19 protein-coding genes are annotated in these 22,769 nt (G+C 71.5%); 11 read left to right on the plus strand and 8 right to left on the minus strand.

Annotated features, from left to right (window positions below; genetic code table 11):
* Positions 1–40: 40 nt before the first annotated feature.
* The 3 genes from ACFYNL_RS09110 to ACFYNL_RS09120 form a co-directional block, all read right to left on the minus strand.
* The gene (locus tag ACFYNL_RS09110) at positions 41–2,434 is read right to left on the minus strand and encodes an ATP-binding cassette domain-containing protein (RefSeq protein WP_388799010.1); all 2,394 of its coding nucleotides are present in this window, start codon (positions 2,432–2,434) and stop codon (positions 41–43) included.
* An 81-nt stretch (positions 2,435–2,515) separates the two neighbouring features.
* Positions 2,516–2,926 (minus strand): VOC family protein, encoded by a 411-nt coding sequence (locus ACFYNL_RS09115; RefSeq protein ID WP_388799013.1) that lies wholly within the window; start codon positions 2,924–2,926, stop codon positions 2,516–2,518.
* 10 nt (positions 2,927–2,936) lie between these two features.
* Positions 2,937–3,764, minus strand: coding sequence for a FadR/GntR family transcriptional regulator (locus tag ACFYNL_RS09120; RefSeq protein ID WP_388799016.1), 828 nt, complete (start codon positions 3,762–3,764; stop codon positions 2,937–2,939).
* Positions 3,765–4,008: 244 nt separating this feature from the next.
* On the opposite strand from ACFYNL_RS09120, the gene ACFYNL_RS09125 reads away from it, so the two are divergent.
* The 5 genes from ACFYNL_RS09125 to ACFYNL_RS09145 are packed head-to-tail and all read left to right on the plus strand — an operon-like array spanning position 4,009 to position 10,549.
* Positions 4,009–5,637 carry an ABC transporter substrate-binding protein gene (locus ACFYNL_RS09125; RefSeq protein WP_388799019.1) on the plus strand — a complete coding sequence of 543 codons (1,629 nt, stop codon included), beginning with the start codon at positions 4,009–4,011 and terminating at the stop codon, positions 5,635–5,637.
* Between the two features lie 19 nt (positions 5,638–5,656).
* On the plus strand, positions 5,657–6,616 hold the full coding sequence (locus ACFYNL_RS09130; RefSeq protein ID WP_388799022.1) for an ABC transporter permease: 960 nt from the start codon (positions 5,657–5,659) through the stop codon (positions 6,614–6,616).
* Positions 6,613–8,598 (plus strand): dipeptide/oligopeptide/nickel ABC transporter permease/ATP-binding protein, encoded by a 1,986-nt coding sequence (locus ACFYNL_RS09135; RefSeq protein WP_388799025.1) that lies wholly within the window; start codon positions 6,613–6,615, stop codon positions 8,596–8,598. Before ACFYNL_RS09130 ends, ACFYNL_RS09135 begins: the two co-directional genes overlap by 4 nt.
* Positions 8,595–9,614 carry an oligopeptide/dipeptide ABC transporter ATP-binding protein gene (locus ACFYNL_RS09140; RefSeq protein ID WP_388799028.1) on the plus strand — a complete coding sequence of 340 codons (1,020 nt, stop codon included), beginning with the start codon at positions 8,595–8,597 and terminating at the stop codon, positions 9,612–9,614. The genes ACFYNL_RS09135 and ACFYNL_RS09140 overlap by 4 nt, the downstream gene beginning before the upstream one ends.
* Positions 9,614–10,549: a dihydrodipicolinate synthase family protein gene (locus tag ACFYNL_RS09145; RefSeq protein WP_388799031.1), complete on the plus strand. Its 936-nt coding sequence runs from the start codon at positions 9,614–9,616 to the stop codon at positions 10,547–10,549. The genes ACFYNL_RS09140 and ACFYNL_RS09145 overlap by 1 nt, the downstream gene beginning before the upstream one ends.
* A gap of 29 nt (positions 10,550–10,578) precedes the next feature.
* Here ACFYNL_RS09145 and ACFYNL_RS09150 read toward each other — a convergent pair whose 3' ends face one another.
* The 3 genes from ACFYNL_RS09150 to ACFYNL_RS09160 form a co-directional block, all read right to left on the minus strand.
* Positions 10,579–11,238: a response regulator gene (locus tag ACFYNL_RS09150; RefSeq protein ID WP_388799033.1), complete on the minus strand. Its 660-nt coding sequence runs from the start codon at positions 11,236–11,238 to the stop codon at positions 10,579–10,581.
* Complete coding sequence (locus ACFYNL_RS09155; protein ID WP_388800559.1) at positions 11,235–12,422, minus strand: sensor histidine kinase; 1,188 nt, start codon at positions 12,420–12,422, stop codon at positions 11,235–11,237. The genes ACFYNL_RS09150 and ACFYNL_RS09155 overlap by 4 nt, the downstream gene beginning before the upstream one ends.
* Before the next feature lie 116 nt (positions 12,423–12,538).
* On the minus strand, positions 12,539–14,614 hold the full coding sequence (locus tag ACFYNL_RS09160; RefSeq protein WP_388799036.1) for an MMPL family transporter: 2,076 nt from the start codon (positions 14,612–14,614) through the stop codon (positions 12,539–12,541).
* Between the two features lie 209 nt (positions 14,615–14,823).
* Here ACFYNL_RS09160 and ACFYNL_RS09165 point away from each other — a divergent pair, with 209 nt between their 5' ends.
* Positions 14,824–15,186, plus strand: coding sequence for a DUF6234 family protein (locus ACFYNL_RS09165; RefSeq protein ID WP_388799039.1), 363 nt, complete (start codon positions 14,824–14,826; stop codon positions 15,184–15,186).
* Between the two features lie 16 nt (positions 15,187–15,202).
* On the opposite strand, the gene ACFYNL_RS09170 is transcribed toward ACFYNL_RS09165, so the two are convergent.
* Both ACFYNL_RS09170 and leuA read right to left on the minus strand, forming a co-directional pair.
* Positions 15,203–15,901 carry a TerB family tellurite resistance protein gene (locus tag ACFYNL_RS09170; RefSeq protein ID WP_388799042.1) on the minus strand — a complete coding sequence of 233 codons (699 nt, stop codon included), beginning with the start codon at positions 15,899–15,901 and terminating at the stop codon, positions 15,203–15,205.
* Between the two features lie 183 nt (positions 15,902–16,084).
* Positions 16,085–17,806, minus strand: a complete 1,722-nt coding sequence (gene leuA, locus ACFYNL_RS09175; RefSeq protein ID WP_388799045.1) for a 2-isopropylmalate synthase — start codon at positions 17,804–17,806, stop codon at positions 16,085–16,087.
* A 321-nt stretch (positions 17,807–18,127) separates the two neighbouring features.
* Here leuA and ACFYNL_RS09180 point away from each other — a divergent pair, with 321 nt between their 5' ends.
* From ACFYNL_RS09180 to ACFYNL_RS09200, 5 genes are all read left to right on the plus strand, one after another.
* Positions 18,128–19,198: a M4 family metallopeptidase gene (locus ACFYNL_RS09180; protein ID WP_388799048.1), complete on the plus strand. Its 1,071-nt coding sequence runs from the start codon at positions 18,128–18,130 to the stop codon at positions 19,196–19,198.
* Between the two features lie 21 nt (positions 19,199–19,219).
* Positions 19,220–19,486: a protealysin inhibitor emfourin gene (locus tag ACFYNL_RS09185; RefSeq protein ID WP_388799051.1), complete on the plus strand. Its 267-nt coding sequence runs from the start codon at positions 19,220–19,222 to the stop codon at positions 19,484–19,486.
* Between the two features lie 46 nt (positions 19,487–19,532).
* A complete protein-coding gene (locus tag ACFYNL_RS09190; RefSeq protein ID WP_388799054.1) occupies positions 19,533–20,849 on the plus strand; it encodes a GH1 family beta-glucosidase in 1,317 nt (438 codons plus the stop codon).
* On the plus strand, positions 20,846–22,087 hold the full coding sequence (locus ACFYNL_RS09195) for an MFS transporter (protein ID WP_388799057.1): 1,242 nt from the start codon (positions 20,846–20,848) through the stop codon (positions 22,085–22,087). The genes ACFYNL_RS09190 and ACFYNL_RS09195 overlap by 4 nt, the downstream gene beginning before the upstream one ends.
* A gap of 195 nt (positions 22,088–22,282) precedes the next feature.
* Positions 22,283–22,759 (plus strand): hypothetical protein, encoded by a 477-nt coding sequence (locus ACFYNL_RS09200; protein WP_388799060.1) that lies wholly within the window; start codon positions 22,283–22,285, stop codon positions 22,757–22,759.
* The last annotated feature ends 10 nt before the right edge of the window (positions 22,760–22,769 follow it).

Below are 22,769 nucleotides of genomic sequence, written 5' to 3' on the forward strand. Positions count from 1 at the left end.
GAGGAAGGACCTCACCGGTGACGAGGTCAGGCACACGGGGTCAGCCGCCGACGTAGGCCGCGAGGTGCTCGCCGGTGAGGGTCGAGCGCTGGGCGACCAGTTCGGCGGGGGTGCCCTCGAACACGATCCGGCCGCCGTCGTGGCCGGCGCCGGGGCCGAGGTCGATGATCCAGTCGGCGTGGGCCATGACCGCCTGGTGGTGTTCGATCACGATGACCGACTTGCCGGAGTCGACGAGCCGGTCGAGCAGGCCGAGCAGCTGCTCGACATCGGCGAGGTGGAGGCCGGTGGTGGGCTCGTCGAGGACGTAGACGCCGCCCTTGTCGCCCATGTGCGTGGCCAGCTTCAGCCGCTGCCGCTCGCCGCCGGAGAGCGTGGTGAGCGGCTGGCCGAGGGTGAGGTACCCGAGTCCGACGTCCGCCATCCGCTCGACGATCCGGTGCGCGGCGGGGATGCGTGCCTCGCCCTCGCGGAAGAACTCCTCGGCCTCGGCCACCGACATCGCCAGGACCTCGCTGATGTCGCGGCCGCCGAGGTGGTACTCCAGCACCGACGCCTGGAACCGCTTGCCCTCGCAGTCCTCGCAGGGGGTGTCGACGCCGGCCATCATGCCGAGGTCGACGTAGATGACCCCGGCGCCGTTGCAGGTCGGGCAGGCGCCCTCGGAGTTGGCGCTGAACAGTGCGGGCTTGACGCCGTTGGCCTTGGCGAAGGCCTTGCGGATCGGGTCGGCCAGGCCGGTGTACGTCGCCGGGTTGCTGCGGCGCGAGCCGCGGATCGGCGTCTGGTCCACCGAGATCACGCCCTCGGGGGCCGGGATGGAGCCGTGGATGAGGGAGCTCTTGCCGGAGCCGGCGACACCGGTGACGACGCAGAGCACGCCGAGCGGGATGTCGACGTCGACGCCCTGGAGGTTGTTCGCCGTCGCGCCGCGGATCTCCAGAGCGCCGGTGGGCTTGCGCACCGTCTCCCTGAGCTTGGCGCGGTCGTCGAGGTGGCGGCCGGTGACGGTGTCGCTCGCGCGCAGCCCCTCGACGGTGCCCTCGAAGCAGACGGTGCCGCCCGCGGTGCCGGCGCCGGGGCCGAGGTCCACGACGTGGTCGGCGACCGCGATGGTCTCCGGCTTGTGCTCCACCACGAGGACGGTGTTGCCCTTGTCGCGCAGCCGCAGCAGCAGGTCGTTCATCCGCTGGATGTCGTGCGGGTGCAGGCCGACGGTGGGCTCGTCGAAGACGTACGTGACGTCGGTGAGCGAGGAGCCGAGGTGGCGGATCATCTTGACGCGCTGCGCCTCGCCGCCGGACAGGGTGCCCGCGGACCGGTCGAGCGAGAGATAGCCCAGGCCGATCTCCGTGAACGAGTCGAGGGTGTGCTGGAGCGCGGTGAGCAGCGGCGCGACCGAGGGCTCGTCGAGCCCGCGGACCCACTCGGCGAGGTCGCGGATCTCCATGGCGCACGCGTCGGCTATGGAGATCTTGCCGATCTTGGAGGACCGGGCGCCCTCGCTGAGGCGGGTGCCGTCGCACTCGGGGCAGGTGGTGAAGGTGACCGCCCGCTCCACGAAGGCCCGGATGTGGGGCTGCATCGCCTCCTTGTCCTTGGACAGGAACGACTTCTGGATCTTGGGGATCAGGCCCTCGTAGGTGAGGTTGACGCCCTTGACCTTCACCTTGGTCGGCTCCCGGTACAGGAAGTCGTGCATCTCCTTCTTGGTGAAGAGGCGGATCGGCTTGTTCGGGTCGAGAAAGCCGGACTCGGCGTAGACGCCCACCGTCCAGACGTTGTCCGACTTCCAGCCGGGGATGGTGAACGCGCCCTCGGCGATCGACTTGGAGTCGTCGTAGAGCTGGGTGAGGTCGATGTCGGAGACCTTGCCGCGGCCTTCGCAGCGGACGCACATGCCGCCGGTGCGCTCGAACGTGGCCTTCTCGGCCTTGGTCCTGTCCCCCCGCTGCACGGTGATCGCGCCGCTCGCCTTCACCGAGGCGGTGTTGAAGGAGTACGCGCTGGGCGGGCCGATGTGCGGCTTGCCGAGTCTGCTGAAGAGGATGCGCAGCATGGCGTTGGCGTCGGTGGCGGTGCCGACCGTGGAGCGGGGGTCGCCGCCCATGCGCTGCTGGTCGACGGTGATGGCGGTGGTCAGGCCGTCGAGGACGTCGACCTCGGGGCGCGCGAGGTTCGGCATGAACCCTTGCAGGAAGGCGCTGTAGGTCTCGTTGATCAGCCGCTGCGACTCGGCGGCGATCGTGTCGAACACCAGTGAGCTCTTGCCCGAGCCGGAGACGCCGGTGAACACCGTCAGCCGGCGCTTGGGGATCTCGATGCTGACGTCCTTGAGGTTGTTCTCGCGTGCGCCGTGCACGCGGATCAGCTCATGACTGTCGGCGACGTGCGGTGCGGGCGCCTGCGTGTCCGTCCTCGTGGCCCTGCTCATCGTGTGCTCTCTCCCTGTGCGTCTCTGGGTGGTGCCGGTCGGTTCCGGCGGGACGTGCGGTGGCTCGGGCTGCGGGACGGCTCAGCTCCGCTGCTGGATGCGGATGAGGTTGCCGGCGGGGTCGCGGAAGGCGCAGTCGCGGATGCCGTAGGGCTGGTCGATCGGCTCCTGGACGACCTCGGCGCCACTGGCCTGCACCTTCTCGAAGGTGTCGTCGACGTTCGCGGTGGCGAGCAGGATCCAGCCGTAGGTGCCCTTGGCCATCATCTCGGCGATGGTGCGGCGCTCGTCGTCGGTGATCCCGGGGTCGGCGGCGGGCGGCGCCAGCAGGATCGACGTCTCGGGCTGACCGGCCGGGCCCACCGTGATCCAGCGCATCTTGCCCTGCCCGACATCGGTACGGACCTCGAAGCCGAGGGCGTCGCGATAGAAGGCGAGGGACGCGTCGGGGTCGTCGTGCGGAAGGAAGCTGGCGTGAATCGAGATGTCCATGCCCGTCACGCTAGCCGCGGCCGGAGGGCGGCGCTTCTCGATTCCTGATCGGTCGGTCATCGGTGGGCGAGGGGCCGGACGAGCCCGCCTGAGCGGGCGATGCGAGGACGGCCGCCTGCGGGCGGCGGCCCCGGTGGTCGTCGATCCCCAGGAAGTGGACCGCCATGGCACGCTGTGCCCCTTCCGCGTCCCGGGCGCGCAGGGCCGTGAGGATGTCCCGGTGCCGGCGGGCGGTGAGTCCGGGTGAGGGGTCGCCCGGTCCTCCCCGGGCGCCGCGGACGCGACGGAACACCGTCCAGAACGCGGCGAGCAGCTGGGGGACGAGGGCGTTGCCCAGACAGACGTAGAGCAGCTCGTGGAACTCCCGGTCCAGTGCGGGAAAGGCCCGCCCGGCCCGTCCCGCGGCCTCCATCCTCACCACCACCGCCTCCAGCCGGTCCAGCTCCGCTTCGGTGACCGTCGCCGCCACCCGTCGGATCAGCCCTTCCTCCAGCACCTCGCGGACCTGGAGGATCTCGGCCAGGGCAGCCGAGTCGCCGTGGTCGTGCCGGGCGAGGGTGCGGAAGGTCAGTCCGTCGACGAGGGGGGTGAGCGAGGCCTGGCCGACATAGGTGCCGTAGCCGTGCCGGATCTCCACGATGTCCAGGGCCTGGAGGGCCTTGAGCGCCTCGCGGACGCTGTTGCGGCTGACGCCGAGGTCTTCCATGAGCTCGGCCTCGGTGGGCAGGAGGGCGCCGGCCCGGAGCCCGCGGTCGATGATCAGTTGCATGACCTGGCGCTGGATCCGGCTGTTCCTGGACCCCTCGGACGTACGGCTGTTCCTGGGCTGCCCGGGCATGCGGCGCATGGTACGCGCACTCGACGTCCCACATCCCATGTCTGGCGGGCGCGGTCCTGACGAGGGGTCAACTCAGGCCACGCCACGGCGCCATTGGTCCGACCTGTGACGGATGCGCCATTCGTGCGAGATCCCTTGACCGCCCCCACCGCCCCACCTATGGTCGCGCTGACCGCCAGGACGTAGGACGTCGTATCTCCGCATCCCGCTCCTCGCCGGAGCACCACCCACTGCTGGAGGAACCGTGCGCGAGGTGACCCCCGACGTGCCGGCACCGCACCGCCGGTCGTTCCTGAAGTACACCGGCGCGCTGGGCGCGGCCGGCGCCGTCTCCGCGTCGCTGTCGGCCTGCTCGTCGGGCCCCGAGTCCACCAACGAGACCGGCGGGGGCGGTGGCCGGGACCGGACGCTCACCGCGGTGATCGGCTACGGCAACGACGGCAGCTGGGATCCCACCCAGACGGCGTCCGCCTTCTGCATGGCCGCCAACAACCACATCTACGAGGGCCTGCTCGACACCGACCCGATCTCCCGGGAGCCGTACCCGGCCCTGGCCACCCAGGTCCCGGCCGACCCCAACGCGACGTCCTGGAGATTCACCCTGCGCGCGGGCGCGAAGTTCCATGACGGCAAGCCCGTCACGGCCGACGACGTGGTCTTCGTCTTCGACCGGATCCTCGACCCGAAGACGCAGACCCTCGCCAAGGGGTTCTTCGCGAGCTGGCTGAAGGAAGTCCGCAAGATCGACGCGCGGAACGTCGAGCTGGTGCTCAAGTTCCCCTTCCCGGACGGGATCTCGCGGCTCACCCTCGCCAAGATCATGCCGAAGCACGTCTTCTCCCGGCCGGGCGCCTGGGAGGAGGCCATCAAGGGCAAGGCGATCGGCTCGGGGCCGTACCGGCAGACCGCGCACCACCCGAAGTCCAACACCACCTTCGAAGCGTTCGCCGACTACAACGGCCCGCGCAAGCCCGCCTTCAGGAAGATGAACTGGCTGACGATCGTGGACGCGGCATCGCGCGTGGCCAGGATCTCGGGTGCCGGCGCCGGCGCGCAGATCTCCGACAACATTCCGTACGCCAATATCCGGCAGTTGGAGAGCGGCGGGCTCACGGTCGCGGGCGGCGCCGGGATGAACAACCTCTTCCTGATGTTCAACACCAGGCACAAGCCCTTCGACGACGTACGCGTGCGCCAGGCGCTGCACTACGCCGTCGACACCGAGAAGATGATCGAGGTGGCGCTGAAGGGGCACGGCAAGCCGGCGTCGTCCTTCCTCGACGAGGCCAATCCCGGCCACCGGCGCGCGAAGACCGTCTACGACCACGACCCCGACAAGGCGAAGGCCCTGCTGAAGGAGGCCGGGGTCAGCGGGCTGGAGATCGAGATCCTCGCCGTCAACGTGAGCTGGATCGTGGACTGCCTGCCGACCGTCAAGGCCTCGTGGGACGCGATCGGTGTGAAGACCACCCTCGCTCCGCAGGAGACCACGGCCGTCTTCACCAAGATGGACCAGAAGCAGGACTACCAGGTCGTCGCCGCCGCCTCGAACCCCAACCAGTTCGGCCTCGACGCCGACCTGATCATGCACTACAACTACGGCCCCGAGAACCTGTGGATGCAGTACACGCGCTGGGCCGACGACCCCGTGGCCAAGGCGCTCTTCAAGGACATGGACCGGGCCACCCGGGAGCCGGACCCCGAGAAGAAGAAGACGATGATCCAGGACTACATCGACGTCGTCGCCGAGCAGGCGGTGCTCTACCCGGTCGTCCACAACGAGCTGATGACGGCCTGGAACCCCGAGCTGCTCACCGGGATAAGGGCACAGCCGTACCCCGGCATCAACCTCCTCCAGGCCAAGTGGGCCTAGAGGCCCGGGGAGTACCCGAGTGGTCACCGTCGTCAGGATCCTGGCCCGCCGCGTCGCCCTGCTCGTACCGCTGATGCTCGGCATCGTGCTGTTCGTGTTCCTGGTCATGCGGTTCTCGGACGTCGACCCGGCGTCCGCGTTCTTCCAGGGCGCCAACCCCACCGCTCGGCAACTGCACGACTTCCGCGAGGAGAACGGCCTGCTGGATCCCCTCCCCGTCCGCTACGTCGCCTTCATCGGCGATCTGCTCCACGGCGACCTGGGCACGAGCGCCCTGACCCGGGCGCCGGTCGTCGACCAGGTCATGACCGCGCTGCCGCTCACCCTCCAGCTGACCTTCCTGGGCCTCGGTATCGCGGTCGTGCTGTCGCTGCTCGGCGGCGTGACGGCGGCCATGTACCGCGACCGCCTGCCCGACCAGATCATCCGTGTCGTCTCCCTGACGGGCGTCGCCGCACCCGGTTTCTGGCTGGCGCTGCTGATGATCCAGTACCTGGCCGTCGACCTCGGCTGGTTCCCGACCGGCGGCTACATCAACCCGGCGGACTCCCTCACCGGCTGGCTGAGGACCATGACCCTGCCCGCCTTCGCGCTGTCGCTGCCGGTGGCGGCGCAGCTGACCCGGATCGTGCGGACGGCGGTGGTGGAGGAACTGGACAAGGACTACGTCCGCACGGCGATCGGCAGCGGGCTGCCGCCGAGGGTGGTCGTCGGCCGGAACGTGCTGCGCAACGCCCTCATCAACCCGCTGACCGTGCTCGGCCTGCGCGTCGGCTATCTCCTCGGCGGCGCGGTCGTCATCGAGACGATCTTCTCGCTGCCCGGGATGGGGAAGCTGATGATCGACGCCGTGAAGAACGGTGACCCGGCGGTGGTCCAGGGCGTCGTACTCACGACGGCCACCGGATTCGTCGTCGTCAACCTCGTCATCGACATCCTGTATCTGCTGGTCAACCCGCGCCTGCGGGAGGCGACGTGACGTTCCCTCACAAGCGTCTGACCGAGGCGCTGTCCCGGCCCGGCATCCGGCTGCGCGGCTGGCGCCGGCTGCCGCCGCTGTCCAGGATCGCCGTCTGCTTCCTGGCCGTCGTGGTCCTGATGGCGCTGCTCGCCCCCGTGCTCGCCCCGCACGACCCGCTCGACCAGCAGCCACCGGTGGACGGCACGGGACATCCGTCCGCCGGGCACTGGATGGGCCAGGACAGCCTCGGCCGGGACATCCTCAGCCGGCTGATGTACGGCGCCCGCTGGTCGCTGGCGATCGGGCTGGGCGCGACCGGGCTCGCGCTGGTCGTCGGCGCCCTGATCGGGGCCGTGGCGGCGACCTCCCGCAAGGCCGTCGACGAGACGCTGATGCGCTGCCTGGACGTGGTGATGGCGTTCCCCGGCATCGCGCTGGCCGCCGTGCTCGTGGCGGTGTTCGGCGGCGGGATCACGGTCCTGATCTGCGCGATCGCGTTCCTGTTCACACCACCGGTGGCAAGGGTGGTCCGGGCGAACGTCCTCGACCAGTACGGCGAGGACTACGTGACGGCGGAACGGGTCATCGGTGCCCGCACCCCGCACATCGTCGTCAAGCACGTCGCCGTCAACTGCGCCGCCCCGGTGCTGGTGTTCTGCACGGTCCAGGTGGCGGAGGCGATCGTCTTCGAGGCGTCGCTGTCCTTCATCGGCGCGGGCGTACGGCCACCGGACCCGTCCTGGGGCAGTGTCATCGCGGACGGCAAGAACATGGTGCTGACCGGGGGCTGGTGGGCCACCGTCTTCCCCGGGCTGCTGATGCTGGTGACCGTCCTGTCGCTGAACATCCTGTCCGAGGGCGTGTCGGACGCGTGGGCGGCACCGTCGGCGCGCGAGGTCGACGTACGGGACGCCGAGGACCGCCTCGAAGCACCGGAGCCGGGCAGCGGTGAGGTGCCGCGGCTGCCGGGCCTGGCGGAGGCCGCGGCGCGGCTGCGGTCCCGGGCGCGGCCACTGCCCCAGGGGCGACAGCCGGTGCTGGCGGTGGAGAACCTGGCGATCGGCTTCGCGGGGCGCCATGCCGGTGTGGACATCGTCGACGGCATCAGCTTCGAGGTGCGGCCGGGTGAGGTGCTGGGCCTGGTCGGGGAGTCGGGCTGCGGGAAGTCGCTCACCGCGCTCGCGGTGATGGGACTGGAACCGAAGGGTGCCCGGGTGCGCGGCCAGGTCCGTTTCGAGCAGCGGCAGTTGGTGGGCGAGCCGATGCGGGTGCGCCGCAGGCTGCTGGGCCACGAGATGGCGATGATCTACCAGGACGCCCTGTCGTCCCTGAACCCCGCGATGACGATCCGCGCCCAACTGGGGCAGGTCGTACGCCGCGGAGGCCGCCGTACCCCCCACGACCTGCTGACGATGGTCGGCCTGGACCCGGAACGCACCCTGCGCAGCTACCCGCACGAACTCTCCGGCGGCCAGCGCCAGCGCGTTCTGATCGCCATGGCCCTCTCCCGCGACCCGAAGCTGATCGTCGCCGACGAGCCGACGACCGCGCTCGACGTCACCGTGCAGGCGCAGGTCATGGAACTGCTGATGAGGCTGCGGGAGGAGCTGGGTTTCGCCCTGATCCTGGTCTCGCACGACCTTGCGCTGATCGCGGACGTGACCGACCGGGTGGCCGTGATGTACGGCGGCCGGATCGTGGAGACCGGCGTGACCGCCGACGTGGTGGAGGCGCCGGCGCACCACTACACGCGGGGCCTGCTGGGCAGTGTGCTCTCGCTGGAGTCCGGCGAGGAGCGGATGACCCAGATCAGGGGCGTCGTCCCCTCCCCCGCCGACTTCCCTGAAGGCTGCCGCTTCGCCGACCGGTGTCCGCTGGCGAGCGAGGTGTGCCGGACCACGGCTCCGGAGCCGGTGGGTTCGCCGACGCACACGGCGGCCTGCCATCACCCGGCGGTCGTACTGGCGCCGACGGATTCGCCCAGCGGGGTCGTCCGGTGAACGCGCTGGCGGAGTTGTCCGACGCGCACGTCGTGCACAGGGCGCGCAGCGGCGGGCTGTTCACCCGGGACAAGGTGTACGCGCTGACCGGTGCCGATCTCGTCATCGCCCCCGGCGAGACGGTGGGGGTCGTCGGTGAGTCGGGGTGCGGCAAGTCGACGCTGGCGAAGGTGCTGGTGGGGGTGGAGCGGCCGACGTCGGGGACGGTGGCGTTGCGGGGCCGGGACCTGTGGGCCATGACCGCGGCCGAGCGCCGGACGGCGGTGGGCGCCGGCACGGGCATGATCTTCCAGGACCCGTCGACGGCGCTGAACCGCCGCCTGACGGTCCGGCAGATACTGCGCGACCCGCTGGACGTGCACGACCGCGGCACGAGGGCACAACGCGACGCCCGGGTCCGGGAGTTGATGTCCCTGGTGGGTCTCCCGCGCGCGCTCACCGACGCCCTGCCCGGTCAGCTGTCGGGCGGCCAGCGTCAACGGGTGGCCATCGCACGGGCGTTGGCCCTGGAGCCGGCCCTGGTGGTCGCGGACGAGCCGACGAGCGCGCTGGACGTGTCGGTCCGCGCCCAGATCCTGAACCTCCTTCTGGACCTGAAGGAGCGGCTGGGCCTTGCCATGGTCTTCGTCTCCCACGACATCCAGACGGTCCGCAGGATGAGCGACCGCGTGATCACGATGTACCTCGGCCGGATCGTCGAGGAGGCACCCGCGGCCGAGGTGACCGACGGCTCCCGGCACCCGTACACCCGTGCCCTGTTCTCCGCGACCCCCGGCCTGCTGGACCCGGTCGACCCGATCGCGCTGGCGGGCCCGGTGCCGTCGGCGACGCGCCCGCCGAGCGGCTGTCCCTTCCGGACGCGGTGCTGGAAGGCGGACGCGGTGTGCGCGGAGGTGATGCCGGGGTTTTCGGCCGCGTCGCGCCCGGGGCATCGTTACAGGTGTCACCATCCGGTGCAGGAGGGCGAGGCCACCCGCGACCTCGCACACCGGAGCCGCCTTTCCAAGGAGCCTTGATGACGTTCCCCACCCCGCTCACCGGTGTCGTCCCGCCCGTCTGCACGCCGCTGACACCGGACCGCGAGGTGGACGTCCCGTCCCTGCTCAGGCTGGTCGACCATCTGACGGACGCCGGTGTGCACGGTCTGTTCGTACTGGGCTCCAGCTCGGAGGCGGCCTTTTTGACGGACCGGCAGCGCCGGCTGGTGGTGGAGGCGGTGGTGGGGCACGCGGGCGGCCGGCTCCCCGTGCTGGCCGGCGTGATCGACATGACGACGCCGAGGGTCCTGGACCACGTACGGCAGGTCACGGCGGCGGGCGCGGACGCCGTGGTGGCGACGGCCCCCTTCTACGCCCGCACCCACCCCGCCGAGATCGCCCGCCACTACCGTCTGCTCGCGGCCGCCAGTCCCGTCCCGGTCATCGCCTACGACATCCCGGCCTCCGTCAACACCAAGCTCCCCGCCGACGTGGTCCTGGACCTCGCCGCCGAGGGGGTCCTGGCCGGGCTGAAGGACTCCAGCGGTGACCTGGCCGGGTTCCGGGAGGTCGTCACCGGCGCCCGCGATCGCTCCGACGTCCGGGGCTTCAGCGCGCTGACCGGCTCGGAACTCCTCGTCGACGCGGCCCTGGCGATGGGCGCCGACGGGGCGGTACCGGGCCTCGCCAACGTCGACCCGCACGGCTACGTCCGTCTCGACGCGCTGTGCCGCGCCGGTGACCGGGAGCGGGCACGCCTGGAACAGGAGCGCCTGTGCGCCCTGTTCGGCATGGTGTGCGTCGGGGACACCGGGCGGATGGGGGGCAGCTCGTCGGCGCTGGGGGCGTTCAAGGCGGCGCTGCACCTGCGGGGCGTCATCGACTGCCCGGTCACGGCGGAGCCGCAGGTGCCGCTGTCGGCGCACGAGGTGGAGAGGGTCGGGAAGTTCCTCGCCGGGGCGGGCCTGCTGTAGGTCCCGGGGCGGGGCGGTGCCCCGCAGCGTCACGGCGCCCTCGGCGTCACCATCCCCGACTCGTACGCCACGATCACCAGCTGTGCCCGGTCCCGCGCCCCCAGCTTGCCCATGATCCGGCTGACGTGGGTCTTGGCGGTGAGTGGGCTCAGCCCCAGCGCCTCCGCGATCTCCGTGTTGTTGAGCCCACGCGCGACCAGCGTCAGCACCTCGCGCTCACGCTCGGACAGACAGTCGGGCCCGCCCGTCGTGGGCGCGGACGGGCTGCGCAGGAACCGCTCGATCAGCCGTGCCGTAGGCCCCGGCGACAGCAGCGCCTCACCGGCCGCCACCGTGCGGATGGCGTCGAGGAGTTCGGCCGGGCGAGTGTCCTTGACCAGGAATCCGGAGGCCCCGGCGCGCAGCGCCTCCACGACGTTCTCGTCGGTGTCGTAGGTGGTCAGGACCAGCACCCGCACCCCGGCGAGGTCCTCGTCGGCCGCGATCAGACGGGTCGCCTCGATGCCGTCGAGGTCGGGCATGCGGATGTCCATCACGACGAGGTCGGCACGGGCGCTGCGGGCCAGTTCCGCGGCCTGGCGGCCGGTGCCGGCCTGCCCGACGACCTCCATGTCCGCGGCGGACTCGACGAGCATGGCGAACGCCTCGCGTACCAGCGTCTGGTCGTCCGCGAGCAGCACGCGGATCATCGGTCCCCCTCCCGGTCCGTCCCGGTGGGCAGTACGGCGCACACCTCGAAACCCCCCTCGTCGCGCGGTCCGGCGTCGAGTGTGCCACCCACACTGCGCGCCCGCTCCCGCATGCCGACCAGACCGTAGCCGGGGCTGCGGTCGCCGGGGGCGGAGGGGCAGGTGCCGTCGTCGGTGACCGAGACGACGAGGGCGCCGCGCTCCTCGGACAGCTCGACGCGTACGGCGGGTTCGGGCCCCGCGTGCCGTACGACGTTCGTCAGCGCCTCCTGCACGATCCGGTACGCGGCGGCGCCCACGGCGGGCGGCGCCTGTCCCACCCGTACCTCCGATTCCACCCGCGCGCCGGCCAGCCGCGCCGCCTCCACCAGGTCCGGCACCCCGTCGAGCCCGGGCAGCGGCCCGCGCGCCCCGTCGGCGGCGCCCTGTTCGCGCAGCACGTCCAGCGTCGTACGGAGCTCGCCGCGGGCCGTGCGGCAGGTCTCGGCGATGTCGTCCAGGGCCTTCGCCACCGTCTCGCGGTCCAGGCGTTCGGGGTCCGCGGCCAGGACGTGGGCAGCCACCGACGTCTGCACGCCGATGAGGGTGATGCTGTGGGCGAGCAGGTCGTGCAGGTCCCGGGCGATCCGCAGGCGTTCCTCGGCGACCCGGCGGCGGGCCTCCTCCTCGCGGGTGCGTTCGGCGCGTTCGGCGCGTTCGACGATGGCGGTGACGTACTGGCGGTAGTAGCGGACGTCGATGCCGCAGAACAGGAACGCCACGACCCAGCCGGAGATCCGCAGGAGCTCCATCGTCCCGTCGGGGTTGGTGAGGGCGTTGATGAGCAGTGTCACGCCGAGGACGGCGGCACCGACGAGCAGTGTGCGGCGTACCGTGCCCGTCGCCGCGACGGTGTACAGCACCACCATGGTCGCGAGGATCGGCGCGGCGTGGTTGTTGTTCAGAGCGTGGTACGGCGTGATGCAGACCATGACCACGAGCAGGACGAGCACCGGACTGCGGCGCCGCCACACGAGGGGCACGTGTGCGGCGAACAGCAGGGTCCAGCCGAGCGCGTCGGGCCGCGTCCCCTTGTCGCCGGCCAGGGCCAGGACCGCGGCGAGCGCGGCCCACATCAGGGCCAGCAGCGCGTCGTTGCGGGTGCGGTGCGGGGCGGTCAGGGGGTCGCGGTTGATCGCTGCCATGACCCGCTCGCCCGTACCGGGCCGGCCGCTCGCCGTCGTCTGCTGCACCGGCTCATCCTGCGCCACGCGGGCGCCCCTGCGGGAGGGCAGGGGCGCCGTTGCGGTGCGGGGCCGGCTCACACGGGCTCCGGCTGGCGTTCCCGCCGCAGCGGGGACCGCGGCGCCCGGGACAGCGCGCCCGGCCACCACACCCTGCGTCCGAGCGCCACGCTCGCGCTGGTGACCAGGTAGGTGCGGACCAGGAAGGTGTCCAGCAGCACCCCCACCGCGATGACGAAGCCCAGCTCGACGAGCGCGACCATCGGCATGCTGGTGAGCACCGCGAAGGTGGCCGCGAGGACGAGCCCGGCCGACGCGATGACCCCGCCCGTCGTGCGCAGCGCGGTGAGCGCGGCCGAGGCGGGTTCGGCGCCGTTCAGGCACTCCTCGCGCATCCGGTGCATGAGGAAGATGCCGTAGTCGACGCCGAGCGCCACCAGGAACACGAAGGACAGCAGTCCCAGGCCCGGGTCCGTGCCCTCGAAGCCGAACAGCGGCCCGAAGACGAGCCCGCCGATGCCGAGCGCCGCGCCCCACACCGCGACCACGGCCGCGACCAGGATCAGCGGCGCGACGAGCGAGCGCAGCAGGGCGACGAGGATCAGCAGCACGGACAGCAGCACGATCGGTACGACGACCAGGCGGTCCCGGGCGTTGGTGTCCTTCAGGTCGATCTGCTCGGCGCTGGGTCCGCCGACGTAGGAGCCGTCGAGCTTGTCGCGCAGGGACTCGATCGTGGCGGTCTCCCCGGCGGACTGGGGCGGTGCGGCGGCCACGACGGAGATCTCGGTCCAGCCGTTCCCGGTACGTCCTTCCCGCGCGCTGTCGACACCGCGGGTGCCGTGGATCGACGCGAGCGTCTCCTCGGCCCGGTCCTGCGGTGTGATGACGGTGAGGGGCTGGGTGCCGCGCTCGGGGTAGGCCGCGGCGAGCGTCCGCATGGCGGCGACCGCGTCGGGCGTGCTGGTGAAGGAGTCCTCCTGCTTGAGGTCGCCGGGCAGGTTCAGGGCGCCGAGCGCGAGCGCGCCGAGCAGGGCGGCGCCGCCCGCGAGGACGGTGAGGGGCCGGCGTCCGGCGGAGCTGCCCATCGCGGTGAACAGGGACTTACGGGCCTTGGGCGTGCTGCCGTAGCGCGGTACGAGCGGCCAGAAGACCCGCCGGCCCAGCAGCACGAGGATCGCGGGCAGCAGCGTCAGCATGGCGGCGAGCGCGCACAGCACGCCGACGGTGCCGAGCGGGCCCATGCCCCGGCTGGAGTTCAGGTCGGCGGCGAGCAGGCACAGCAGTCCGGCGGCGACGGTGCCTGAGGAGGCGAGCACGGCGGGCCCGCAGCCCTTGAGCGCGGCGGCCATGGCGTCGTACGGCCGCTCGATGCGCCGCAGCTCCTCGCGGTAGCGGGAGACGAGCAGCAGCGCGTAGTCCGTTCCCGCGCCGAAGACGAGGATCGTCATGATGCCGGAGCTCTGGCCGGACACGGAGGTCCCGAACCCCTGGTTGAGGCCGTAGGCGACGCCCATCGACAGGTAGTCGGCGATGCCCGCGACGGCGAGCGGCACCAGCCACAGGAACGGGCTGCGGTAGATGAGGATCAGCAGCAGCGCGACGACCGCGGCGGTGGTGTAGAGCAGCGGCCCGCCGAGCGAGTTGTAGACCTCGCCCGCGTCGGTGGCGAGCGCCGCCTCACCGCCGACCTCGACGCCCAGCCCGTCGCCGCCACGGGCGATGTCCCGGACGTCGTCGACGAGTGCGTCGCGGGCTTCCTCGTCCTGTCCCGGCTCGGTGCTGGCGAGCGGGTACATCAGGGTGGTGCCGTCGTCGGACGGGATGCCGCGCGGTGCGCCGGTGAGGTCGTGCGCGCCCGCGATCCGGTCGATCTGCTCGGCGGCGGTCGCCTTGTCGGCCGCGGTCAGGCCGCCGTCCCGGTGATAGACGACGATCATCTCGGTCGCCTCGCCCCCGGGCAGCCGTTCCTGGATCTTGGCGACCTGGGTGGAGTCGGCGCTCGCCGGCAGGTAGTCGATGGCACGGTCGCGCTGGACGTCCGCCAGCTTCGACGCGAACGGCGAGGTGATCGCCAGCACGGCGATCCACAGCCCGAGCACGAGCCAGGGCACGGCACGTCGTCGCCGTGTGCTTGTCCTTGCGGCCCCCATGTGGCGGGCCTCCCTCCAGGTCGGGTGTCCGGGTCGTCTCCAGACTTCCGGCACCCGGGCCGCGGTTCGTCGGACCCGAGGGCGAGTTGGGGGCTACTGCCGCGGGCGGCGCGGGGGCGCGGTTACTCCCCGGGGAGTACGGCGGGGCGGCGCGGGTCCTGAGTATCCGTACTCATGCCCTGGACCTGCTTCTCCGGGATGCTGGCCGCATGACCGCCCCCTCCGGCCTGCCCCGCTTCCGCGGTGCCGACGCGCCGCCCCCACGCACCGAACGCCGGTGGCTGCCCGTCGCCGGGGACATCGCCCTGGCGGCCGGGCTGCTCGTCCTCGACGTCATCGGGGTCGTCGTGGCCGTCCTGCTGGGCGTCGACGTCAGCGGCGACTGGAAGCCGTTCGATCCGGGGGCGGACAACTCCGAGGTCACTCTCTCGCTCCACTGGCTCCCGGTCGGCGGCGCAGGCGGCCTCGTCGTGCTGTCCGCCGGGCCGCTGTACCTGCTGCGCGCCGGCGTCAGCGCCGGTCTGCAGGTGCTCGTCGGCATGGCCGTACTCGTGGTCGCGGCGTACCGCTGACCGCTCGGGTCCCGGTCTACGACGGGGTCCGTGCCGCCGCGGCCAGCAGTCGTGTCACGTCCTCGGTGCGGAGGGTGAGGGCGGCGCCGACCGTCGCGAGGACGTCCCGCTCGGCGGGTGTGTACGGGCCGTCGGCCAGGGCGATCCGGGCGCCCTGGAGCAGAATCGACTCCCGGCCGGGCGGCGCGAGATGGGGGGCGAGCGGGTCGAGGGCCTCGTGGAGCTCTATGGCCAGACCGGCCCCGCAGGGCTCGGAGAAGACCCGCCCGGTGTCCGCGGCCAGTGCCTCGACCAGGGCGCCCAGCTGCTCCTGCGTGCAGTCGTCGAAGCCGGCCGCGCGTACGGTGGCCGCCGCGGTCTCCAGGGACGGCCGGGCGCAGGTGCCGCCCGCCGCCAGCACCGCGAGGGCGACCGTGTGGACGGCGTCGCGGAGCATCGCGGAGAAGCGGGTGGTGGTCGGGTGGTCGAGGACGTCGGTGCCGAAGTGACGGCGGCAGGCCGCGCACTCCACGACGGGGGCGGTCTCGCCGCGCGGCAGCAGGGGCACGCCGAGCACGGTGAAGCGGCGGTGCCCGGTCAGCCGCTGGTAGTTGCGGTCGCCCCCGCATCCGGGGCAGAAGAACTCGCCGTCGCCGATGGGCGACCATGCGGTGCGCGTGCCCAGGATGCGCGCAGCCCTGGCGGCACGGCCGTCTCGTCCCCGTCCTGGCAGCACGTCGCACCTCCGTAACCACGCGGCAACATCGCAGCGCTTGCGTGATGTTAGCCACATCACGGACGTGGAGTCAGTACCCCGGACGAGACCTTTCCGTGACCTGCACAGGTCAATGGCCGAATTACGACGGAACCCCGCCCGCCGAACGAACGGCGGGCGGGGTCAAACCACCGGTCGGACTGACTACCGGGCCGCCCGGTTGACCGCCGAGACGACCGCCTTCAGCGAGGCGCGCGTGGTGTTGGCGTCGATGCCGATGCCCCACAGGACCTTGCCGTCGATTGCGCACTCGATGTACGACGCGGCCTGCGCGGACGCGCCCTCGGCCAGCGTGTGCTCCTGGTAGTCCAGCAGGCGTACGTCGATGCCGATGGACTGCAGGGCGTCGAAGAAGGCCGAGATCGGACCGTTGCCCGAACCGGTCAGGACGGTGTCCTCGCCGTCGACCGTGGCCTCCACCCTCAGCGTGTCCACGCCGTCGGTGTCGGTGGTCGACTGGTTGTTCTTGACCTGGATCCGACCCCAGGGGTTGTCCGGGTTGGGCAGGTACTCGTCCTGGAAGACCGCCCAGATGTCGCCGCCGGTGACCTCGCCGCCCTCGGCGTCCGTCTTCGCCTGGATGAGCTTGGAGAACTCGATCTGCATCCGGCGCGGCAGGTCCAGCTTGTGGTCGTTCTTCAGGACGTAGGCGATACCGCCCTTGCCGGACTGAGAGTTGACGCGGATGACGGCCTCGTAGGAGCGCCCGACGTCCTTCGGGTCGATCGGCAGGTACGGCACGGCCCACTCGATGTCGTCCACGGTGACGCCCTTGGCGGCCGCGTCGGCCTCCATCGCGTCGAAGCCCTTCTTGATGGCGTCCTGGTGGGAGCCGGAGAAGGACGTGTAGACCAGGTCGCCCACGTACGGGTGGCGCGGGTGGACCTCCATCTGGTTGCAGTACTCCCACGTGCGACGGATCTCGTCGATGTCGGAGAAGTCGATCTGCGGGTCGACGCCCTGCGAGAACAGGTTCATGCCCAGGGTGACCAGGTCGACGTTGCCGGTGCGCTCGCCCTGCCCGAACAGACAGCCCTCGACGCGGTCGGCGCCGGCCATCAGCGCCAGCTCGGCGGCGGCGACGGCCGTACCGCGGTCGTTGTGCGGGTGGACGGAGACGCAGACGTACTCGCGGCGCGAGAGGTTGCGGCACATCCACTCGAAGCGGTCCGCGTGCGTGGAGGGCGTCGAACGCTCCACCGTGGCGGGCAGGTTGAGGATGATCTCGCGGCCCGGACCGGGCTGCCAGACGTCCATGACCGCCTCGCAGACCTCCAGCGCGAAGTCCAGCTCGGTGTCGGTGAAGATCTCGGGCGAGTACTGGTAGCCGAACTCGGTCTCCGGGCCCAGCAGCTTCTCCGCGTACTCCATCACCAGACGGGTGCCGTCGACGGCGATCTGCCTGATGTCGTCCTTGGAGCCGCGGAACACCACCCGCCGGAAGACGGGGGCGGTGGCGTTGTACAGGTGGACGGTGGCCCGCTTGGCGCCCTTCAGGGACTCCACCGTGCGCTCGATCAGGTCCTCGCGGGCCTGGGTCAGTACGGAGATGGTGACGTCGTCGGGGATGACACCGGGCTCCTCGATGATCGAGCGGACGAAGTCGAAGTCCGTCTGTCCCGACGCCGGGAAGCCGACCTCGATCTCCTTGTAGCCCATCTTGACCAGCTGGTCGAACATCCGGCGCTTGCGCTCGGGCGACATCGGGTCGATCAGGGCCTGGTTGCCGTCACGCAGGTCGGTGGAGAGCCAGCGGGGGGCGACGGTGATCCGGTTGTCCGGCCAGGTGCGGTCCGGGATGTCGACCTGCTCGTAGCGGCCGTACTTGTGGATCGGCATGGGGCTGGGCTGCTGGCGGTTCGCCATGATGCTTCGGGCTCCTCAGGGTGTCCGGAAAGGACGGCCGACGACGCAACGCCAAGCTCCGCGGGGAGGGAGTCGACCTGGACTACAGGCCCTCGCCGCGGCAGCTAAGAAGAAGCAGCCCGAAACGCATGATGCGAAGCATGCTAGCCGAGCCGCTCCCCCGTGCGGGGCGTCGTATCAGTATGCGGGACCCGAAGGACGAATGGGACAAAAAGTGCGCCATACCACTTCGTCACGGAGCGTGTGGCTCCCTGTCCGCATATTTCACCAATCATGGTTGCGACTAGTGACACCGTCATGACGCAGTGCAATGGTGCGGGCATGACGACCCACGGGGGCTTCGAGCCCGTCTTCTGCACCGTCGTTCCGCCGCACGTCCTCGACAAACTGGCGCGCAACGACGACCCCGCACTCTCCGGCCCGGCTCGCCGGACCCTGATGCGCGACAGCGAGCTGCGCGGCAGGCGCCGCGTCACGACCGAGTTCGCCTCCGCGGCCATCCCGACCGAGAGGGCACCGTCGGACCAGCCGCTGCGCACGATCTTCGACGCCGAGCACGGCACCGCCCTGCCCGGCACCAAGGTCCGCGGCGAGGGCGACGAGCCCGGCCGGGACGCCACCGTCAACCGCGCCTACTCCGGCCTCGGCGCCACCTTCGACCTGTTCCTCAAGGCGTACGGGCGGCACTCGATCGACGGCGACGGCCTGCCCCTGGACGCCACCGTCCACTACGACGAGAACTACGGCAACGCCTTCTGGAACGGCGAGCAGATGGTGTTCGGCGACGGCGACGGCGAGATCTTCCTCGACTTCACCATCCCGATCGACGTCATCGGCCACGAGCTGGCCCACGGTGTCACCCAGTACACGGCGAACCTGACGTACTACGGCCAGCCGGGCGCACTCAACGAGTCGATGTCCGACGTCTTCGGCTCGCTCATCAAGCAGTACACGCTCGGCCAGACCGCCGCCGAGGCCGACTGGCTGATCGGCGCCGGGCTCCTCGCCCCGGGCGTCTCCGGCAAGGCCCTGCGCTCCATGAAGGAGCCGGGCAGCGCGTACGACGACGACGTCCTCGGCAAGGACCCGCAGCCCGCGACCATGGACGACTACGTCCGCACCGGCCGCGACAACGGCGGCGTCCACATCAACTCCGGCATCCCCAACCACGCCTTCTACCTCGCCGCCACCGCGCTGGGCGGGCACGCCTGGGAGAAGGCGGGACAGATCTGGTACGACGTCCTGACCTGCGGCGAACTGTCCGAGCGTGCCCTGTTCCCGGACTTCGCCGGGCTCACCGTCAAGGCCGCGCGGGAACGCTTCGGCGACGGCAGCGACGAGCTCCAGGCGGTGCAGAAGGCATGGGAACAGGTCGGGGTGCGGATCCTGTGAGCCCGTACTAGACAGGGACCCATGCGTATTCAGGTAAGGCGCACGGGCGGGTTCGCGGGCATCGAGCGGCACGCCGAGGTGGACACCTCGGGGCGGCCCGACGCCCAGGAGTGGCACGCCCTGGCCGAGCACGCGGTCGCCGCCGGCCGGGGCACGCCCCCCATCGGGGTGCCGGACGGCTTCAGCTACCAGATCACCGTGGACGGCCGGACGGTGTACTGCTCCGATCCCCGGCTCACCGACGAGCAGCGCAGGCTGATCTCCCGGGTCCTGAAGGAAGGCGCGTAACGGGCAGTTGACGCCGGGGCGTTGACTTCCGTTACCGCCGGTACGGATGATCCGGCGCATGGCGACTGACCCGATACCCCAGTTCCCGGCCGGCTTCCTGTGGGGCGTCTCGACCTCGGCCCACCAGATCGAGGGAGCGGCGGACGAGCGCGAGAGGTCCGTCTGGGACGCCTTCACGGCCGAGCCGGGACGGGTGAAGGACGGCTCCACGGCCGCGGTGGCCTGCGACCACTACCACCGCTACCCCGAGGACGTGGCCCTCCTGGCCGCCCTGGGCGTGGGCGCGTACCGCTTCTCGATCTCGTGGCCGCGGGTGAACTCCCCGAAGGGCCTCGACTTCTACGACCGCCTGGTCGACGAGCTGTGCGCGGCGGGCGTCCGCCCCGTGCCGACGCTCTTCCACTGGGACCTGCCGGTCGAGCTGGACTGGCTCGACCGGGACACGGCCGCCCGTTTCGCCGAGTACGTGTCCGTGGTCGCCGAGCGCCTGGGCGACCGCGTCGGCAAGTGGATCACCCTCAACGAACCCGCCGAGCACACGCTGCTGGGCCACGCCCTGGGTACCCACGCGCCGGGCCGGAAACTGCTCTTCGACGCCCTCCCGGTCGCCCACCACCAGCTGCTGGCCCACGGTCTCGCCGTACGGGCCCTGCGCGCGGCCGGCGCGAGGGACATCGGCATCGCCAACTCGCACGGGCCGACCTGGCCCGCGTCGCCGGACCAGGCGGACGTCGAGGCCGCGGACTTCTACGACCTGCTGCTCAACCGGCTGTTCGCCGACCCGCTGCTGCTGGGCCGGTACCCGGACGGCATCGGTGAGCTGATGCCGGGGGACGTCGGGTCGGACCTGGAGATCATCGCGGAGCCGCTCGACTTCTACGGCGTCAACTACTACGCGCCGACCCGCGTGGGCGCGCCGCAGGGCACCGAGATCGAGTTCGGCGGGGTGTCCATGCCCGCCGAACTGCCCTTCTCGGTGCGGGAGATCGAGGGCGTGCCGACGACGGACTTCGGCTGGCCGGTGGTCCCCGAGGCACTGACGGAACTGCTCACCGGTTTCCGGGAGCGGTACGGCGACCGGCTGCCGCCCGTCGTCATCACCGAGAACGGCTGCTCGTACGAGGGCATCGACGACCGGCAGCGGATCGCCTACCTGGACGGCCACATCCGGGCCCTGCACCGGGCCGTGGCGCAGGGCGTGGACGTACGCGGCTACTTCGTCTGGTCGCTGCTGGACAACTTCGAGTGGGCCGAGGGGTACGCGCGGCGGTTCGGACTGGTGCACGTGGACTACCGGACCCTCGCCAGGACCCCGAAGGCGTCCTACGGCTGGCTGCGGGACGTGCTGCGGGCCCAGGGATGACGGTGGACGCCCCGGCCGATCCCACGGAGCGGGTCGGCCGGGGCTGGACGGCGGCGCTGGGACTGGCCAACGTGGCGATCTGGGTGGGCTGGTACGGCCCGCTGCAGATCCTGCTGGCCCGGCAGGCGGAGGACTTCGCGCCCGGCACGGGCATGTCGAAGGAGACGCTGCTGGCGTGGGTGACCGGTGCGGGCGCGGTGGTGTCGCTGGCGGCGAACCCGTTCTTCGGCGCGCTGTCGGACCGCACCACGGCCCGCCGGGGCCGCCGTACGCCCTGGATCGTGGCCGGCGCGGCGGGCGGCGCGCTGTCGCTGCTGCTGCTCGCCGGTGCGGGCGGGCTGTGGTCCATGGCGGTCGGCTGGTGCCTGGTCCAGCTGACCCTGAACGCGGCCTTCGCGGCGGTGACGGCGGCGGTGCCTGACCGGGTGCCGCGGCTGCAACGGGGCACGGTGGGAGGCTGGTTGGGGGCGGCGCAGATCCTCGGGGCGGTCGCCGGTACGGGGCTGGCGACGGCGGCGGGCGGGATCGCGGCGGGCTACGCGGCGTGCGCGGTGTTCACGCTGGCGGGTGTGCTGCCGTACGTGCTGCGGTCCGGGGATCTCAGGCTCGCGGTCGCGGACCGGCCGGCGTGGTCCTGGCGGTCCTTCGCCCGCGGCTTCTGGCTCAGCCCGCGCCGCCACCCCGACTTCGGCTGGGCGTGGCTGACCCGCTTCCTGATCAACCTCAGCAACGCGCTGGTCATCCTCTACCTGCTCTACTACCTGCGGGACCGCCTCCATCACGACGATCCCGAGCAGGGGGTGCTGATCCTGACCGCGGTGAACAGCGTGACGCTGCTGGCCACGGTCGTCGTGGGCGGTGTGTGGTCGGACCGGGTGGGCCGCCGCAAGCCGTTCGTGCGGTGGTCCGGGGTGCTGATGGCGGCGGCCACCGCCCTGCTCGCCGTATGGCAGACCTGGCCGGCCGCGATCGTGGTGGCGGGCCTGCTGGGCGTCGGCCTCGGGGTCTTCATGTCGGTGGACTTCGCCCTGATGACCGACGTCCTGCCGCGGGCCGCGGACCGGGGCAAGGACCTCGGTGTGATCAATGTCGCCAACGCCCTGCCCCAGGTCGCGGCCCCCGCCCTGGCCGCGCCGATCGTCACCCACCTGGGCGGCTACGAGGTGCTGTACCTGGTGGCGGCGGGGGTCGGGATCGCCGGGGCGGTGCTGGTGGGACGGATCAGAGGCGTGGACTGAGGGGCCGGGGGCCGCTGGTGGTTGAGGCCGGAAACAACCCTTGCCGACCCTCGCCCCACGCGCATCAATGGGAACGACGACGGTTCCCGACGGGCCGTCAGATTCAGCTCTCCCCCGCAGTGTGTCCGCATCCACCTGCCGAGCAGTTCCCCACCCCCACCAGGAATGCCCCCACCTCGAAAGGGAGCGGATCCCATGAGACGAACGCGTATCGCAGCAGGTGCGGCGCTGGTGACCGGCGCCCTCGCGGCCGCCGGACTGGCCTTCGCGCCCGCGGCCCTCGCCGTCGCGCCCGGCACCGCCACGATCACCGCCGACTGCGGCGGCTTCGGCGGCGGCGAGGCCACGCTCACCGCGACGCAGAGCGGCACCGCCGCCACCATGACCGTCGACTCCTCCGCGATCACCGCGCCGATCGGGCTCGGCGAGGACTCGATCTCCTCGACGCTCACCCTGGTGAAGGCGGGCGGCGGCACCGTCGCCTTCACCGGCACGAAGAACCCGGCGATGGCCGCCGGCGACCCCGTTCGGGTCGGCCCGCTCAACGGCACCGTGGCCTCCGGCGACAGCCTGGAGGCCTTCGGCGGCTCGCTGAAGATGACCGTCTTCGGCATCACCATCACCTGCTCGGCGACCGGGCCGCAGGCACCGGGCCCGTTCGTGTTCGACTGATCCGGCCGGG

The sequence above is a fragment of the Streptomyces sp. NPDC007808 genome (assembly GCF_042868655.1).
Lineage (GTDB): Bacteria > Actinomycetota > Actinomycetes > Streptomycetales > Streptomycetaceae > Streptomyces.